Source organism: Bacteroidota bacterium (assembly GCA_036522515.1).
Lineage (GTDB): Bacteria > Bacteroidota > Ignavibacteria > UBA10030 > SZUA-254 > VBOC01.
The window spans coordinates 91,925-108,398 of record DATDFQ010000049.1; the positions used below are offsets into that span (position 1 = coordinate 91,925).

Annotated in this window: 13 protein-coding genes; 2 read left to right on the top strand and 11 right to left on the bottom strand. The window is 60.5% G+C overall.

Features of this window, described 5'->3' with window-relative positions:
- Window positions 1-85: 85 nt before the first annotated feature.
- From VI215_09285 to VI215_09300, 4 genes are all read right to left on the bottom strand, one after another.
- Window positions 86-1,645 (bottom strand): acyl-CoA carboxylase subunit beta, encoded by a 1,560-nt coding sequence (locus VI215_09285; protein ID HEY6192499.1) that lies wholly within the window; start codon window positions 1,643-1,645, stop codon window positions 86-88.
- Window positions 1,646-1,705: 60 nt separating this feature from the next.
- A complete protein-coding gene (gene mnmA, locus VI215_09290) occupies window positions 1,706-2,818 on the bottom strand; it encodes a tRNA 2-thiouridine(34) synthase MnmA (GenBank protein HEY6192500.1) in 1,113 nt (370 codons plus the stop codon).
- Window positions 2,819-3,002: 184 nt separating this feature from the next.
- Window positions 3,003-4,799, bottom strand: a complete 1,797-nt coding sequence (locus VI215_09295; protein HEY6192501.1) for a hypothetical protein — start codon at window positions 4,797-4,799, stop codon at window positions 3,003-3,005.
- A complete protein-coding gene (locus tag VI215_09300) occupies window positions 4,796-5,611 on the bottom strand; it encodes a hypothetical protein (GenBank protein ID HEY6192502.1) in 816 nt (271 codons plus the stop codon). Before VI215_09300 ends, VI215_09295 begins: the two co-directional genes overlap by 4 nt.
- Before the next feature lie 293 nt (window positions 5,612-5,904).
- On the opposite strand from VI215_09300, the gene VI215_09305 reads away from it, so the two are divergent.
- Complete coding sequence (locus VI215_09305; GenBank protein ID HEY6192503.1) at window positions 5,905-6,837, top strand: DUF4835 family protein; 933 nt, start codon at window positions 5,905-5,907, stop codon at window positions 6,835-6,837.
- On the opposite strand, the gene VI215_09310 is transcribed toward VI215_09305, so the two are convergent.
- The 6 genes from VI215_09310 to VI215_09335 are packed head-to-tail and all read right to left on the bottom strand — an operon-like array spanning window position 6,838 to window position 14,888.
- Window positions 6,838-8,952, bottom strand: a complete 2,115-nt coding sequence (locus tag VI215_09310) for a peptidylprolyl isomerase (protein ID HEY6192504.1) — start codon at window positions 8,950-8,952, stop codon at window positions 6,838-6,840.
- Window positions 8,949-9,806 (bottom strand): TatD family hydrolase, encoded by an 858-nt coding sequence (locus VI215_09315; GenBank protein HEY6192505.1) that lies wholly within the window; start codon window positions 9,804-9,806, stop codon window positions 8,949-8,951. The genes VI215_09310 and VI215_09315 overlap by 4 nt, the downstream gene beginning before the upstream one ends.
- A gap of 15 nt (window positions 9,807-9,821) precedes the next feature.
- The gene (gene rffA, locus VI215_09320) at window positions 9,822-10,982 is read right to left on the bottom strand and encodes a dTDP-4-amino-4,6-dideoxygalactose transaminase (GenBank protein ID HEY6192506.1); all 1,161 of its coding nucleotides are present in this window, start codon (window positions 10,980-10,982) and stop codon (window positions 9,822-9,824) included.
- Window positions 10,979-12,175 (bottom strand): glycosyltransferase family 4 protein, encoded by a 1,197-nt coding sequence (locus tag VI215_09325; GenBank protein ID HEY6192507.1) that lies wholly within the window; start codon window positions 12,173-12,175, stop codon window positions 10,979-10,981. Before VI215_09325 ends, rffA begins: the two co-directional genes overlap by 4 nt.
- Window positions 12,175-14,376, bottom strand: a complete 2,202-nt coding sequence (locus VI215_09330) for a TonB-dependent receptor (GenBank protein ID HEY6192508.1) — start codon at window positions 14,374-14,376, stop codon at window positions 12,175-12,177. The genes VI215_09325 and VI215_09330 overlap by 1 nt, the downstream gene beginning before the upstream one ends.
- The gene (locus VI215_09335) at window positions 14,373-14,888 is read right to left on the bottom strand and encodes a hypothetical protein (protein ID HEY6192509.1); all 516 of its coding nucleotides are present in this window, start codon (window positions 14,886-14,888) and stop codon (window positions 14,373-14,375) included. The genes VI215_09330 and VI215_09335 overlap by 4 nt, the downstream gene beginning before the upstream one ends.
- Window positions 14,889-15,263: 375 nt before the next feature.
- Between VI215_09335 and VI215_09340 the strand changes: the two genes are divergently transcribed.
- Window positions 15,264-16,043: a fused MFS/spermidine synthase gene (locus VI215_09340; GenBank protein HEY6192510.1), complete on the top strand. Its 780-nt coding sequence runs from the start codon at window positions 15,264-15,266 to the stop codon at window positions 16,041-16,043.
- A gap of 14 nt (window positions 16,044-16,057) precedes the next feature.
- Here the strand turns inward: VI215_09340 and VI215_09345 are convergent, their stop codons facing one another.
- Window positions 16,058-16,399 (bottom strand): hypothetical protein, encoded by a 342-nt coding sequence (locus VI215_09345; GenBank protein HEY6192511.1) that lies wholly within the window; start codon window positions 16,397-16,399, stop codon window positions 16,058-16,060.
- Window positions 16,400-16,474: the final 75 nt, after the last annotated feature.

Below are 16,474 nucleotides of genomic sequence, written 5' to 3' on the forward strand. Positions count from 1 at the left end.
GATTTTCCGCCGAATCCTTTGAGAATATAGAGAATTGAGGAGCGACTGTCAAGCTATTTTTCCCGTAAGGTGATATGAATCATACTTATAGGGGGATATTACCATGCTTCTTTCTCGGATTGCCGTCCACCTTGTTGGCCAGCACCTCGAGGGAATGGGCCAAACGGGGCCTGGTTTCACTCGGTTCGATGACATCGTCTATGTATCCCCGCGCGGCCGCGATGTAGGGGCTCGCAAACTTTTCCTGATACTCATTCACTTTTTGTTCAAGTGCTTTAGCCTTGTTTCGCGCCTTTTCTATATCCCGTTTGAAGATGATTTCCACCGCTCCTTTGGAGCCCATTACCGCTATTTCGGCTGAAGGCCATGCGAAATTGAAGTCGCCCCGGATATGCTTCGAATTCATCACGTCATAGGCGCCTCCGTACGCTTTCCTCGTAATAACGGTGATTTTGGGGACGGTGGCTTCGCAAAAGGCATAGAGCAGCTTTGCCCCGTGCTTGATGATCCCGCGCCACTCCTGCTCGGTTCCCGGAAGAAAACCAGGGACGTCTTCGAATACGATAAGCGGAATATTAAACGCATCACAGAAACGGACAAATCGGGCCCCTTTTAACGACGAGTCGATATCGAGAACGCCTGCAAGAATGGCAGGCTGATTTGCAACGATTCCAACGGTCCTTCCCGCCACTCTCCCGAATCCCACCAGCAAATTTCGGGCATAGAGCTCATGGATTTCAAAGAAATCTCCGTTATCCAGGATCCTGGTGAGGACCTCCTTCATATCGTACGGCTTGCTGGGGTTCGCGGGGACAAGGGAATTCAGGGATGGTTCCCGCCTTTCCGGGTCATCGTCCGACTTGAGGAGCGGCGGGGGATCCAGGTTGTTCTGGGGGAGAAAGCTCATGAGCCTTCGAACCGACTGCAGGCATTCAACCTCGTTTTCACACGCGAAATGTGCGACGCCCGATTTCGTCGCGTGCGTGAGAGCTCCTCCGAGATCTTCAAAGGAGACATCCTCGTGCGTCACGGTCTTTACCACGTTCGGCCCCGTCACGAACATATAGCTTGTGTTTTTGACCATGAAGGTGAAATCGGTGATGGCGGGGGAGTAAACGGCGCCGCCGGCGCACGGGCCGAGTATTGCGGAGATTTGCGGAATGACTCCGGAGGAAAGCGTGTTCCGGAGGAATATCTCCGCGTACCCTCCGAGACTCACCACTCCCTCCTGGATCCGGGCGCCGCCGGAATCGTTCAACCCTATCACGGGAGCGCCGACTTTGACCGCCATATCCATGATCTTGCAGACCTTTTCCGCGTGGGCTTCCGAGAGCGAACCTCCGAACACGGTGAAATCCTGACTGAACACGAAAACAAGTCTTCCGTCGATGCGCCCCGTTCCGGTGACCACGCCGTCTCCGAGATACTTTTGCTTGTCGAGTCCGAAATCGACGCTCCGGTGTTCCACGAGGGCGTCGATCTCTTCGAAGCTGTTCCGGTCCAGGAGGACTTCGAGGCGTTCCCGGGCGGTGAGCTTCCCTTTCCGGTGCTGCTCCTCGATCCGGGCCTCTCCCCCCCCGAGCAACGCCCGGGCTTTCAACGCCCGGAGACGGCCGATCTTATCGAGCTCTTTTTGTTTGGCCATTGCGAGTCATCCTGGATTGTGGAAAATTCAGTGGCGGGATGGGATACGGGAGGGGGTTTGCTACTCTGCAACGCGATCGATCACTCCTCCGCCGGCCAGCCGGTCGCCCTGGTAGAGCACCACGGACTGCCCGGGAGTGATTGCGCGCTTCGCCTGATCGAATACGATCCGGAGCTCGCCGTTTCCGTGCCGGTACACTGTGGCCGGCGAGGCGGCGTCTTTGTACCGGATGGCTGCTTCGACACGCAGACCGTCTTCGATTCCGGAAATGGAGACCAAATTCAGATTTCGCGCGATGAGGCTGCTCCGGTGCAACTCATTCTCCCCCCCGATTTCAATCGTATTCGTGGACGCATCGATACCGGTGACGTAGACCCTCCCGCCGTGCGCGCCGATCCCGCTCCGTTGCCCGATCGTATAATTAACGAACCCCCCGTGTTCTCCGACTTTCATTCCACCCCTGACAATCGGACCCGGGGAAACGGGGGCGGCGGTGCCGGCGCCTCCCTCCCGGATAAACCGCCGGTAATCGTTGTCGGGGATGAAACAGATTTCGAAACTCTCCTCCTTGTGGGCGGTCTTCAATCCGAGGCGCGCCGCAATGGCCCGGACTTCCGGTTTGCGGAGTGACCCGAGCGGGAAAATGGTCTTGCTCAGGGCCTCCTGACTCAGGCCCCAGAGCGCATACGACTGATCCTTGTTACGGTCGGCTGCCCGCATGATAGAGTACCGGCCGGTACGCTCATCCCATTCGGTGCGGGCGTAGTGCCCCGTCGCGACGAAGCCGGCGCCGAGAGCGAGCGCCTTGTCCAGGAACATGCCCCACTTGATCGCCCGGTTGCAGATCACGCAGGGGTTCGGCGTCCTCCCCCGGCCGTATTCCGAAACAAAGTTGTCGATCACCTCGCGGCGGAACGCTTCCGTGAAGTCGACGACATAGTGCGGAATTCCGAGCTTCACCGCGACGATACGGGCGTCGTTGAACGCATCCAGCCCGCAACAGCTCGTTTCGTTCCCGCTGTTTCCGCCGACCCTGTCAAAATCATAGGTCTTCATCGTGACGCCGATGACGTCGTAGCCCCGTTCGAGCAGGAGGGCGGCGGCTACGGAGGAGTCGACTCCTCCGCTCATGCCGACAACAACGACTGGGCGTTTTGTAGAGTAATTCGTCATGTATGAATTGAAAGATACAAAAAACGGGAGGGAGGCGCAATTGGGGGCACGTCTTATTTTGTCATCCTGAGCACGTTCGCTTCGCTCAGTGTAAACTCCGCGAAGGATCTTGCAGATCGGAAAGACGAGATCCTTCGGTCGCTTCGCTCCCTCAGGATGACAACCAGGGGAAATTGAGCCTCTGTCAGAACACGAGATCAAGCTGAAGTCCGATCCGATCGTCGTGATTGCCCGGCAATTCGTCCGGGCCGGTCCCGAGCCGGCGAACATCGTCGCGGGTCGTGCGTGAATACTTGGCAGAAATCCCCGACGATCCGGAAAACCCGTACCGGACGAGAATGTACGATCTCTCCCCCCGGCCCGAGAGGACGGGAAGCGACGCCGCATCCCTGAGATCATCTTCGAATTCGTACAGCCGGGTGTCGTAAGACCCGGTCAGGAAGAAGACGATCCTCATCCCCGCGGAGAGCCCCGGAAGCGGTGAGCATGAGATCTCTTCATAGAGCATCGTTCCCTGCTCCACGCCCGGAACCGCCCGGCTCCGGAGGTAGACCTTCTCGAATCTTCCCCGGACCCGGACTTCGGGCGTCAGCCGGAGGTCGAGATGGGTCCGGATACGGTCGATCGCCTGAACAACGGTATTGCTTCTTGAAAGGCCCCCGGGTGAGAGAGAACGGTCACGTTGGCCGGAGGATTTCCGCTCGAACTGCAGCGACCAATCGAGTCCCTGATGGGGATGGAAGGCCGCCCGGACAAACCATTGACGGCCTCCGTCCGCGAAGGGTCCGGAACCGGAACCTTCCGGGAATCTGTACTGATCGAAGTAAGCCGAAAGGACGGTCCCGCGGGAGAGTTTCAGGCGGAACCCCAGGTAGATACCCTCTTCGTTGAACGTGTCCCCCCGCTCCCCAAAACCGAGCCCGTGCAGGCTCACCATGCGGGCGGGATAGTTGCGGAAGGATCCGATCAAGTCGACGGTGCGCGACGGTGTGAGCGTTGCGCCCCATATTCCCGCCGGGGCGCCGCCGAGGATCGTCCATTCCCCGAAGAGCAGCCCCCGCGGCAGATTGAAATGGTAGTCCACGGCTGCCACGGAATACCCTTCGCCGGAGAATTTCCCCTCGCCACTGAGACGAAGCGGCAGGGAAAAACCGGAACGGTAGCAGGTGAGACCCGCGCTTCCATGGTTCCCGAAGTCGACGGAACACCGGAGGCCGGTGAGGCGCTCCGTCAACCGGTTCCGCCTTGAATCCTCGGAAAGAGTTCGAACAATTCCCGAAGCGGAGATCGACGATACGACTCCCGGGCTGTCGACGGAAGCGGCGAGCGACCGCCGTGAAAAAAAGAGGGCGATGGAGCATGGATCGAACCGGAGGGATGCGGCGGCCCCTCTGAGGAAGGCGTTTTCATCGGATGAACGGTACGGCATGATTCCCCTTCCGCTTCTTCTGACCGCGCTCACGACGTCGGGGCCTTTGCCGTAGTCGAAGCCCCTCCAGAGTGCGATCCCCTGGCCCGCTTCCACGAAATAATCCCCGACGAGAAGAGTCGCAATCGGACCGGCATCCGTGACCATCCCGTATCCGCTCACGAAATCGCCGAGGAGCCGCTCCCCGGCCTTCTTGCTGAGAAGAATCCCGCCGCTGACTCCTCTCTTGTTGCTGAACTCCGCGCGCTGCAGTGACTCATACTCCGATCCGAGAAACTGCCCATCGCTGAATCCGCGGGACCGTTCAAGCCCGACTCTCACCCGGGAACGGATCTTCACGAAATAGTCCCTCTTCCCCGGATTGGGGTCGAACGGGCTGAAGTCGAGAACCGGCGATTCATCCGTCTGCGCGGCCTGCTCCGTTAGCTCATCCCTTTCCAATTCATGGAACCGGCTTTCCGCACCTGAATCAGGGAGGGCCTGAGTCCGGAGCGTTCCATTCCCGGCGAGGAGCAGCAACGGGAGGAAGAGAATCGTTCTGTAACCGGTCATGGCTGTTTCCCCCCTCCCACGGTCAGAGTCACGTCGTGAGTCCAACCAAGTTCCTGATGAACCGTGAGCGCATAGTCGAGTTGCAGGGGTCCGTATCCGACTCCGAGGCCCCCTGCGAATTCGGAGACGGCGTCCGGTATCCCCATCCGGATCGCAATCGCTCCTGCAATCCTGTATTCTAATCCGATCCTGGGGGACGCCTCGTACCCGGACTCCTTCCGGAAATCTGCCGCCAGCAACAACTCCTCCGCCGGGGCGCAGGAGAGCCCGATCGAATAGACCTGCGGAAGGGGCTCTCGCGAGACGCCCAGCGTCGCCGCAGTCGCGTTTTTTACCGACAATCCGAATCGCAGCCCGGCGGGCCCCTCGATCAGGGCCCCGGCATCGACTGCGAGGGCGGCGGCGGAACCGTACCGGGTGATGTTGACCGAATGATAATTCAAGGCGACTCCGAATCCGGCGCGCGGGATCGAAGTTGCGTACGAGATCGTCCCGCTCACTTCGCGGTAGAGCCGGTACCCGAATGCCCTCGCCGCGATGCCGAAGACCCCGAACGGGGACCGGATCCCGGCGGCGCATTCTTTTGTCGAGAGCTCCCGAATTCCGAAGGGCGACGGCGAATAGAAGAACGAAACCTGGTAGCGCTCGAGCAGCGACAGGCCGCCCGGATTGAACGCGATGGACCAGATGTCTCCCCCCACGGCGGTACAGGCGCCCCCCAGGGCGGCCGCCCTGCTTCCCGCTCCGGTCTGATCGACGCGCGCGAGGCAGGACTGGACAAGTGCTAAAATAGAGAGAAGAATGAACCGCATAACGCCTCCCGAATTGGTGGTGAAGAAATTTCAACTGCCGAACTGAACAGACGCAGCCTTCAGGTCGCAGAACGATCAGGCAACGAAATTGAGCCGGCGTCGCCGATCTGGTGGTGTCTCAATTTGGCCGAACATCTCTCCACCTCGTCATGCTGACATGCTCCTGGTCAGCATCTTTCAACTCTTTTATAAAGATCCCGACCTAAAACATGTCGGGATGACGAGAGAAGGTGAAACCGCGGCACTTCCGCCGATTTGAACAAGTTGAAACTAATGCCTATATTGAAAGAACGATGGCAACCTCCCGAACGGGTCTCTTCTTCGTTCTACTCTCCCTCCTGTTCAGCGCTCAGAGCCGGCTCGAGTCGCAGGAGCTCGATTGTGAAATCAAGTACACGAACACCGAGGCGCTCCCCGCGGCCGCCCGGGAAAACCTTTCCGATTTTCTCCCGGAGCTGAACCAGTACGTCAACTCCTACCGGTGGACCAAGGAGGATATGGGAAATCTGAAAATCAAGTGCACGATCGAGTTCGCTTTTCAGGGTTCTCCGCGCAGCAACCATTATGTCGTCCAGGCATTTATCGGAAGCCAGCGGCCCATCTTCAGGCTCGACCGTAACACGACCGTCGTGCGCATCATCGACGGCAACTGGGAGTTCGACTATGTCCGCAACCAGCCGCTGATCCACAATGAGACAAAGTTCGACCCGCTGTTGAGCGTCATCGATTTTTACATGTACATGATCGTCGGGTATGATTTTGAAACATACAAGGCGGGAGACGGTTCACCGTATTTCCAGAAGGCGATGGACATCGCGAATATCGCACGTGCGGGGAGGGGCGCGACCGGGTGGGATAACCCGTCGCCGAACGTCTATTCGCGCGGCGAATTCATAGACGAACTGATGAATGCGAGATTCAGCGATTTTCGGGAGGCGTTCTACCGGTACTACTACAGGGGCCTGGACTTACTCTCCAAGGACGAGGGGCGGGCGCGCAAGAACATGTTCGCGGCACTTGAAAAAATAGGGAAAGTTCAGCAGAAAATCAATTCGCGCACGCTCATCATCAAGGCGTTCTTCGACACGCAGTACGGGGAAATCAAGAACGATTTTCTGAAGGACCCCGACCCGGACATCTACGCGAAGCTGAAACAAATAGATCCTGCCCACCAAACCGAGTACGATGAAGGAGCGAAGGATCCGCGGCGCGCCGGCGCCCGCTGATCACTCGCGGACGACAGAGACGTCGATAATATGGTCATCGACGAGGATCCGGTCGACAACTTCCATCCCTGAGATCACCCTCCCGAACAAGGTGTACCTGCCGTCGAGATGGGGCTGGGGCGATTGAGTAATGAAGAATTGCGAACCTTCCGTATCCCTTCCGGCGCTTGCGATGCCGATCGATCCGGTTTCATACGTCAAAGCCGAAAATTCCGACCGGATGGAATATCCCGGTCCGCCCCAACCGTCACCGCGCGGGTCGCCTCCCTGGATGACGAAATTGGGAACGACACGGTGGAACGTGAGGCCCCGGTAGAAGGCCCGCTTCGAGGCGAGTTTCAGAAAACTCATCACCGTAAAGGGCGCCGCATCCCTGTACAATGCCAGCGTGATGTCCCCCCTGATCGTCTGAATCCGCACCCGTATGGTCTCGGGCAGCCCGTAGAGGTAGTCAAAGTCGAAGTCCGTGTAGAGCGGTTCAAGGAACTCCGGGATGTCGCCCGCATATGCTGTTCCCGTGATCGCCTTGAGCGCGGCAGCGGCGGCGAGCGCGACCGAGCGGTCCGGCCGCGAGAGAAGCCGTTTGAGGGGATCGACCGCCCGCTTGTCGTTGAGCTTGCCGAGTGTGGCGGCGATTTCCTGCAACGCCTCCACATCGTCCGGCACACGGAGCCTTCCCATCGCGTTGACGAGCGGCTCGACCGAGGAGGACCTCCGGAAAAGCGAGTCTCCCAGAATGGAGGCAGCCGTGGTGACGACGGCGACATCCCGGGCGGAGAGCGCCGCGACGGCCGCCTCGCATGTCCGCCGGGTCAACTCCGGGTCGCCCGGATTCTTTCCACCCAGGATCTGATACCCCTCCAGCGCCGAGCGGTAGAGATACGTGTCATCCCCCGCCAGGCGGGGGGAGAGAAGTTTTTCGGCATCGGGCGCCCCTGTGTTGGCAGCGGCGAGAAGCAGGTCGCCCTCAAGAAGACGCTCCCCCCTCTCCGCCCTGACGATGTCCGGCAACGCGCCGGCTCCCTCCAATTTCGCGAGCGCAGTCGCCGCAGGCGCCTGGAGTTGCCAGAGATGCCCTCGTCCGTCGTTGACGGCGATTCTCTCCAGAACGGCGAACGCCGCCGCCGACCCGCTCCCCGAGTCCTTCTGGAGCCCTGTTCCGCCAAAGGCCGAAAGGGCTGTCAGCGCCACATACCTGTTCTCATCGAGGAAGAGGCGCCCGAACGTCCCTATCAGATCGTCCTTCCCCTTCAGGTTGAATTTGCCGAGCGCGATGAGCGCGTTCACCCTCACATGCCAATCCGGGTCGAACTCGGCGAGCTTCTGCAGGGGCGATAGCGAGACCTTCTCATCCCTCGCCTTGCCGAGAAGAACCGCGCAGTTCATTCGAACGAGGGGGTCGTTGTTCGTGCGGAGTTTGACGATTTCCTCCAGGTCGGCCCTGATGCGGGGGTGATCCCCGATCCGCTGGAGCGCATACACTACCTGCCAACGGGCCGAATCGGGGGGAGAAATCATCTTCAGGAGGTACTGAACGGCCTCATCGTTCGTGATGCCCCTGATCGCAAAGCGCGCGACAGAGCGGACCAGGGCATTTGCATGGACGGGGGGATAGAGAGTGGCAAATCTGCGAACAAGGTCCGCAAGCGACTCATCCGGTCCGAATTTTCCGATCTCTTCGATAAGCCGGTCCGCGGGACTTGCGCTGTCTCCCGGTGCTGAGTCTATCTTGTCGAGGCGTGTCCAGATGAGGTCGTGCCCGAGAGTTTGACGGGCGGGCTGGCTCAATTGTCCGGCTGTCTGTCCGATCGCGAACGCCGCCTCGGTCTGTACCGCCCGGCTCTCGTCGTTCGCGAGGCGGTCGACCAGCAAATGGATGACAGATGTATCCTGGATGCTTCCGAAAGCGTGGACGGCCGCCTTCCGGACAGTCTCGTCCCGGTCGGATAAGAGATGGATGAGCGTCCCGTCGTGAATCGTCCTTGTGTCCTGCGACCGGAGAATTATTTCGAGTTTTGACCTGCGCTCTTCCGCCGGCTCCCGTCCGGAAGGTTGCGCCGGAAGCGGGGGGTGCACCAGAATGACGAGGAGAAGGGCGCGAAGAAGCCGGTTCATGAGATTCTCCTTTTCGTGTCGGATTTGGAACCGATGCCGAACAATTTGCGGGCGCCGGTGCTGGTCACCCGTCCGATCTCTTCGACGGGAAGGGCTTTCAGCTCGGCGATCCGTTGTGCGATGATGGGGATGTTCGCCGGCTCGTTTCGCCGGCCCCGCAACGGAACGGGAGACAGGTACGGACTATCGGTCTCCAGGAGGATGTGCTCGAGCGGAATCGTTGCCGCAACTTCCGCCATGACGTTCGGCTTGTTCTGCCTGGTCCCGAACGTCACGGGGCCCGGTATCGAGATATAGAACCCCCACCCGATGACCCGGCGGGCCATCGCCACGTCGCCCGGAAAGCAGTGGAACACCCCTCCCGGGAACCCGCGGTTCCCCCCTGAGCCGGAGAGCCCTCCGTCCGGGGTGAGCGGCTCGCCGAGTTTCTCCTCGACGATGCTCACGGTGTCCTCTTCCGCCTCGCGGCTGTGAATGACGATCGGGAGATTGCGCCGGCGGGCGATGTCGATCTGAATCCTGAAGACTTCGCGCTGCCTCTCCCGCGGCGAATAGTCATAATGGTAGTCGAGGCCGATCTCCCCGATCGCGACCACCTTCTCGTGATGGCTCAGCTTCTCGATCTCCTCGAGGGAGGATGCGTCGGCCCTGCGGGCCTCGTGCGGGTGAAATCCCACGCAGGCATAGACCCCTTCGAACTGTTCCGCGAGCTCGACCGCCTCGCGGCTGGTCTCGAGATCGGTTCCGGGGTTGACAATCAGCTCCACCCCCGCGACGGAGGCCCGGTCGATGACTTCGCGGAGGTCCCCCTCGTAATCCTTGCTGAAGAGGTGCGCATGCGAATCGATGAACATGTTTCCCCGGCAGGCCTACGTCAGGATCTCTTCGAGCCGCTCCACGACGTAGCCGGCATCCTGATCGGTCAGCTGCGGGTAAATCGGAAGCCGGAGAAGTGTGGCGTAGATCCTGTCGGTGACGGGGAGCTCGAGCCCTTCCATCCCGAGCGTCGATTTCGCGTAGGGCGAAGAATGGAGCGGCACATAATGGAACGTCGAGCCGATCCCCGACTCTTTCAATCGCTGCATCACGCGGATCCGCTCGGCCTCGCTCCGGAGGAGGATATAGAAGATGTGATAATTGGATTCGCAGTAAGGCGGGATCACAGGCAAACGAAGCTTCCCGGCCCCTTCCAACCCCTTCAACCCGCCCATATAATAGTCGTGCACTCTCTTTCTCTCCGACTGGATCCGGTCAACGTCTTCCAGCTGGGATTTCAGCACGGCGGCGAGGAGGTCCGAGAGGACATAGCTGCTTCCGTGATCGACCCAGGTGTACTTATCCACCTCCCCGCGGAGAAAAAGGGACCGGTTCGTGCCTTTCTCGCGTGTGATCTCCCCCATCCTGGCGAGCGCGTCATCCTGGGTCACGAAGGCGCCCCCCTCTCCGCTGATGTAGTTCTTGGTGACATGGAAGCTGTATGCACCGGCGTGGCCGATCGTCCCCAGGTATCTCCCCCGGTAACGCGCATGGACTCCCTGCGCGGCATCCTCGAATACCATGAGGTTGTGAGCCTTTGCAATTTCAAGGATTTCGTCCATCTCGGCCGAAACGCCGGCGTAGTGGACCGGGATGATCGCGCGCGTTCTCTTCGTGATCCGGCGTTCGAGATCTCCGGGGTCCAGCGTCAGCGTACGGTCGTTGATTTCGCAGAAGACCGGAAGGCCGCCGCCGCGGATGATCGCGTTGGCGGTCGAGACGAACGTGAAGCTCGGCGTGATCACTTCGTCCCCCGGTTTCAGGCGGAGAAGGATCATCGCCATTTCGAGGGCGTGCGTGCCCGAGGTCGTCAGGAGCACGTTCCGTGCGGAGAGGAGAGTCCGGAGCTTCGCTTCGACAACCTTACAGACCGGGCCGTCTCCCCCGGTTGTCCCCGATTCAAGAACGGACCGTACCTCGTCGAAGAGGCGGCCGTTCAGATAGGGCATGTTGAACGGGATAACGGCCTTGTGGGATTTCCCTTGTGGTATCATCCTTGCTCTGATCGTTCTGTTCCCGCCGGCCGGGGTGCCCAGGGTGCCCAGGGTGCGTAGAGCTCTCTCAGGCAGCCGATTGTCTTTGCCATGTCATGCTTCTGTTCCACCGATTCCCTGGCGGCCCGCCCGTGCCTGCGCCGGAGGCCGGGATCGGATAGATACTGCGTAAGCTTCGCCGCCAGATCCCTGCTGTCCCCCACCCTGTAGAGGAGCCCCGTCACCCCGTCCTCGATCTGTGCGAGATTCCCGCCGGCCGCCGCGGCGACGATCGGCAATTCCATTCCCATCGCGTCGAGAACGACGAGCGAGTATAATTCGTCCCGGCTGGGAAACACGAAGACATCCATTGCGCTCAGGTACCCGGTCAGGTCGTTTTGAAATCCCGCGAGTATCACCTTCCCGCCCAGGTCGTTGGCGGCGATGAACGACTCGAGTTCGCGAAGATACGCCTCTCCCCGCGCTTCGAAGGGGGGCTCGTCCCTGCCTCTGTCGCCCTTCCGTGTCGGTTCTCCGACGATGATATAGACGACGCCGGCCCTCAGGCCCGATTCAATGTAGGGAAAACTCTCCGCAAAATCCATGACACCTTTTCCCGGATCGATCCTGAGCATCGTTCCGACGAGGAGTTCCGACTCTCCCACGCGATGGAACGCCCGAATCTCCGCGCGCCTCTTCCCGTCGCGCCTGTAGCGTGCAAGCAGCCGGCCATACGGCACGAACCGGACCCGCTCTTGCGGCACGGCGTAGAGCTCCGGCAGCCGTCTGTTGAGATCCTCCGAGGAGGTGACGATCGCGTCGACCCTGCTGTAGATCAGACGGTGGAGCGGATCCCGCTTCGGCGGGACGCCCATGTAGATACTGAGAATCAATCGCCGGACGGAATCTCCCATGAGCGCGAGAGAAGCCGGCCAGACGTCACGGTGGTAATGGACATGCACGACGTCAATCTCCCGCTCGCGGACAAGTTTCCGGAGGGTGCGAATGCTGGCGGGGCTCACGGGGCGCAAATTCGGCAGGTGGGCGACCTCCAATCCGTGTTCGAGGAGGAATGTTTCGGCCCTCGACCCGGGCTTGCAGATCGCGACCACCCCGATCCCTGCATTCCGGAGCTCGAGCATCAGCGTGCAGGCGTAGATCTCCAGGCCTCCCCACGCGTCCGAGGTGCAGAGGTGGAGCGAGCGGGGGTTCATCAGATCCGGGTCTCGAGCGTGAAGGCGTAGTTGCGCAGGGGCGCCATGTTCCCGATGAGCTCCACGTAGTAGTACTGGAACAGGTTATTGACGTGAAACCCGGATGTGACGCCGAGGCTCCCCAGCTTCCAGTCGGCGGCGATCCGGACGTCGACGACCGTTATCGGGACCCGTTCCTCCCCCCCGGGAATGATCCCGAGCGTGACGAAAGCGTCATCGATGCGTTCGCTGTTCGAGATAAACCGCGCATCGACCCCGATCCGGACGGGTGGCAGGTTGAGCAGAGTCGAACAATAGAGGAGATGCCGCGGGCGGTACTTGAGGATGTCGCCGGTCGTGAGATCCCGCGGGACCATGTAGGTATAACTGATCTGATGTTCAAGGAGCCGGTCTGCTTCGTTCACGTTGATCGTACATTCCGCCCCGTAGATCAGCGCCCGGGTGATATTTTGAAAGTGGACCACCCCGTCGCTCCCGAACGCCGGCTCGATCAGGTCCCAGAATTCGTTCCGAAAGAGGGAGATGTCGGCCTGGAGAAAGCCTGTGAAGAGGCGCGAGAGGCCTCCTTCGACCGACCAGCTCCGCTCCGGCATCAGGCCGGGATTCGGTCGGATCGCCACGCCTCCCGCAGTGGATGTCGTGAACACCTCGGCAACCGTGGGGGCGCGGAATCCCCGTCCTGCCGATATTCTCGCCGAGAATGAATCGGAGGGGCTGTAGGAGAGCCCGAATTTGGGGTTGAATTGGCCGACCGATCCGAGACCCGAGATGCGCTGCGCGTCGAACCGGCCGCCGGCTGTCAGGCGAAGGGCTCCGGAGATTTTGATCTCGTCCTGAACGTAGACCGCCGCGCCGCGCCCGTCGTGCGTTCCGAAGATCGTGTCCGCGTCGACTTCCTGAAGGCTCCCGGAGAGTCCGGCGATCAGGATCTGGCCGGGCGAAAGCTGGTAATTCGCCTGCACTTCACCCGTCACGACGCCGGAGCGGGAATTGCTTCCGGCGCTGTCGTACACGCTCGGAATATTGTCGTCCCAGCGCGACTTCAACCAGCTGACCTTCGCGGAATAGAAGAGGCGGTCGGAGACCACCTGCCGGTAGCTGCCGCTCAAATTCCACCGGACGGAATAGACCGATTCGAGGAGTTCATCGTCCGGGGGTTCGAACGCGTGCCCGAAATCCTTCCAGTAGAGGAAATTTCCGCGCCTCTGCTCTAAAATACTAAACGAGAGAGAGGCCGACCCGTAGGGGCTGAGCGCATATCCCAGCCGGGCCGAGCCGTTCCATCTTTTCCAGTAATCGTTCCGGCGGTACCCGTCGTTCAACGTGCGGTCCGCCGCGAGCGCCACGCTCAGATCTCCGATACGGTTCAGGTAGCCGGCGTGGATCCCGCTGAACGAGCGCGCATCATCGTTCCATCGCCAGGACTGGTAGCCCGGCTGTGAGTAAAGGCCGCCGTAGAATTTCAGACGGGTTTCCGCCTGATCGCCGGGGACCCTCGTGATAATATTGATGACTCCCCCCAGAGCGCTCGAACCGTAGAGGGCCGAGGAGGCGCCCTTGACGACCTCGATGCGGTCGATCTGGGATGAAGGAATGCTCTCCCAGTTGATCTCTCCCGTATCTCCGGTGATGAACGGAAGCCCGTCGATGAGGAGGAGGACCCTCGTACCCACCCCGAAACTATAGCCTGTCGACCCCCGGATGTTGACCTGTGTTTGTGTGACGGAAACCCCGGGGACATAGCGGAGTGCATCGTCGACCGTAACCGTATTCCGCGCGTTGAGAAGTTCGCCCCCGATGACGCTGACGCTTGCCGGAACCTCCCCGAGCGACTGTTCGCGCCGGCCGGCGGTCACGATGACGGGCGCTGTCTGCACCGGAGAGGGATCGAGCTCGATCAGGACCACCGAGGTGTCCCCGCTTCCGGAGGCGACGGAAGGAAGACGGTTCGCCCGGTATCCGATCAACGATGTGACGAGGGTCTGCCGGCCGGGAGGTACTCGCCGGAGGAGAAATTTGCCGTGGGTATCGCTCGAGGTGCCGAGGAGGGTCCCTTCCACCGCGATGGTCGCTCCGGCGAGCGCTTCGCCATTCTCCCGGCTGACGACTGTTCCGGTGATCGTCGCTCCCCGTTCAATTTGCCCGTGAAGCCCCGAGAGACTGACGAGGAGTAGTATGCCGGCCGGCAGGAGTTTCCTCATCGGCGGGGCGGCGGGGGAGGATGTTGAAAGTCCACATCGATGTCGATTCCGGAAACGATGCTGTCTTCCGGCACGGTGATGGATCCCGGCCCGGAAGTGTCACCGCCGGTCCGGTAGAGGCCGACGGCCCGCCAGTCCGTGTTGACATTCTGGCCGAACTGTTGCGCCACGGCCGTATAGGCGAACGCACCGGCCGGAATCGGAGAGAGGATCAGCGTGTAGGCGATCGAGTCGGCCCCGTAGGGTTGGAGTCTCGGCGTAAATCCGGCTCTCCCCTGCAAAACCTCATCCAGGATGTTTTGCGATGGGAGGTGCTTGAAGGAGACCACTCTCAGATCGACGATGCTGTCCTGGGGCGGCCAGTTCCTGAAGTGAACGGTCCCCTTGATGCCGTACCTGGATGTGGGATGCTGCAGACTCTCGGGAGACAATCCCTGCTCACACGCCGGGGAGAGGAGAAGAACGAAGAAGAATGCGACAAGTATCGATGCGGGAAATCCTGGCCGGTCCATCTGCGTGAAGCGGGCATACAAATTCACCGATTAAGATAATCAACGAGAGGCCGAAATGCAAGGAACAACCGGGCTGCGACTGAATTCGAACGCAGAACTGAAAGCCCGCAGCCTAAAGGCTGCGGCTACCAAGCCCGAGGCATCGGTAGCCGCGACCTTCAGGTCGCGGGACGTTAAGGAAACGAATCTCAGCCGGTTCGACCGTCGGGTCCGGGATGCAATTCTACTTCTGAAGTCTTATATTCCTCCATGAAGATGACGCACATACTTCGAACGACAATTCTTCTCCTTTCGCTGTCCCAGCCGGCGTGTCGAACCCCGCGAGGGAATCCACACGGCATTCAGGTGCTCGAGGAATCCGGCGGGAGAAAACTGATGATCGGCGGCCGGGTCAGGGCGTATGTCGATACGGCGTCGTTGGAATCACGGCTGAGATATGTCTCCGTGATGAATCTTCCGATGAGGTTTTATTCAGCGCCCGGATCTCTCCTCCTGATCGGCGCGGGAGGCGGCTCGATCGCGAGAAATTACCTGAAGGAGGGCTGGAAGGTGGAGTCGGTTGAACCCGACTCCGCCGTCGCCCGAATCGCGCGAAGCACGTTCGGGCTCCGGGAGGACGAGGTGAAGATTCGAGTCGGGAGCGCGGGGCAGTTCCTTGCATCCCAGGCAGGCGCGTACGATCTTATCCTTGAAGATCTTGTCGGTACGCCGGTTCCCGAGGGAGATTTGCTGACGGCCGGCTTTTTCAAGACCGTTCGCACGCACTTGAAAAAAGGAGGAATGTTCGGAATCGCGCTCGAGTGCGCCGGATGGCGAGATGAGGTTGTCCGGGCCGTCGCTTCGACGCTCGGCGAGGCCTTCCCGAACGTCACCGTCCTTCCGATCGCCGAACCCCCGAACCGTTTCGGCAGCATCGTGGTGATCGCCTCAGAGAGAGCGCATGATGAACTCGTCAGGGAAGTCGGCCGGAACGAGGGGCTCGACCCGGAGTGGCGTTTCGGTCCCGGCTACCAGGAGACCCACGCCTGGGACAATCGTTTCGTGATGCAGCCCGATCCCCTGCTGGTCCAGACCGCGGAACAGAACCGGATCGGAAGAATGTTCGAAACGATCGACGATTCCGCCCGCGCCCAACCCCCGGGGTATCTCCCCTAAAGGCGCCGGGCGCCTCACCGCATCGGCTTGATCTTACCCGTCTCCTCGATCCGGACCGGGTACCCCTCCAGCACCGGAGGGATCTTCTCTTCGAGCTCGCGTGTCTTCCTGACGACCATGACTCCGATACACGGTTTTCCGTCGTCGAGGGCGCCGACATACACCCCGACTACTCCCGGTAACGCCATCAGCTCCGCGGAATGAGCCTCTTTCACGAGGTTGATATCGCGCCGGGGAGTCACGCTTCCGGGCCGACCGTCATTGCCGGAGGTCTTGCACCCGGGCGCAAGGTGAAGGATGAATGCGAGTGTGAGGATGGCGCAGAGAACCGTTGACAGGCGTTCATGATAGTGCATGTTGAAATTCCGTCGAATGGGACGCGACCTTCGGGTTGCGCGGAATAAAAAACCCGTCCCGCGCGAGGCGGGACG

Bases quoted from the DNA above. Each gene is read 5' to 3' on its own strand.
- VI215_09335 (HEY6192509.1), bottom strand. From the start codon at position 14,888: ATGGACCGGCCAGGATTTCCCGCATCGATACTTGTCGCATTCTTCTTC.
- VI215_09310 (HEY6192504.1), bottom strand. From the start codon at position 8,952: ATGAACCGGCTTCTTCGCGCCCTTCTCCTCGTCATTCTGGTGCACCCC.
- VI215_09325 (HEY6192507.1), bottom strand. From the start codon at position 12,175: ATGAACCCCCGCTCGCTCCACCTCTGCACCTCGGACGCGTGGGGAGGC.
- VI215_09295 (HEY6192501.1), bottom strand. From the start codon at position 4,799: ATGACCGGTTACAGAACGATTCTCTTCCTCCCGTTGCTGCTCCTCGCC.
- VI215_09340 (HEY6192510.1), top strand. From the start codon at position 15,264: ATGATCGGCGGCCGGGTCAGGGCGTATGTCGATACGGCGTCGTTGGAA.
- rffA (HEY6192506.1), bottom strand. From the start codon at position 10,982: ATGATACCACAAGGGAAATCCCACAAGGCCGTTATCCCGTTCAACATG.
- VI215_09285 (HEY6192499.1), bottom strand. From the start codon at position 1,645: ATGGCCAAACAAAAAGAGCTCGATAAGATCGGCCGTCTCCGGGCGTTG.
- VI215_09345 (HEY6192511.1), bottom strand. From the start codon at position 16,399: ATGCACTATCATGAACGCCTGTCAACGGTTCTCTGCGCCATCCTCACA.
- VI215_09315 (HEY6192505.1), bottom strand. From the start codon at position 9,806: ATGTTCATCGATTCGCATGCGCACCTCTTCAGCAAGGATTACGAGGGG.
- VI215_09330 (HEY6192508.1), bottom strand. From the start codon at position 14,376: ATGAGGAAACTCCTGCCGGCCGGCATACTACTCCTCGTCAGTCTCTCG.
- VI215_09305 (HEY6192503.1), top strand. From the start codon at position 5,905: ATGGCAACCTCCCGAACGGGTCTCTTCTTCGTTCTACTCTCCCTCCTG.
- VI215_09300 (HEY6192502.1), bottom strand. From the start codon at position 5,611: ATGCGGTTCATTCTTCTCTCTATTTTAGCACTTGTCCAGTCCTGCCTC.
- mnmA (HEY6192500.1), bottom strand. From the start codon at position 2,818: ATGACGAATTACTCTACAAAACGCCCAGTCGTTGTTGTCGGCATGAGC.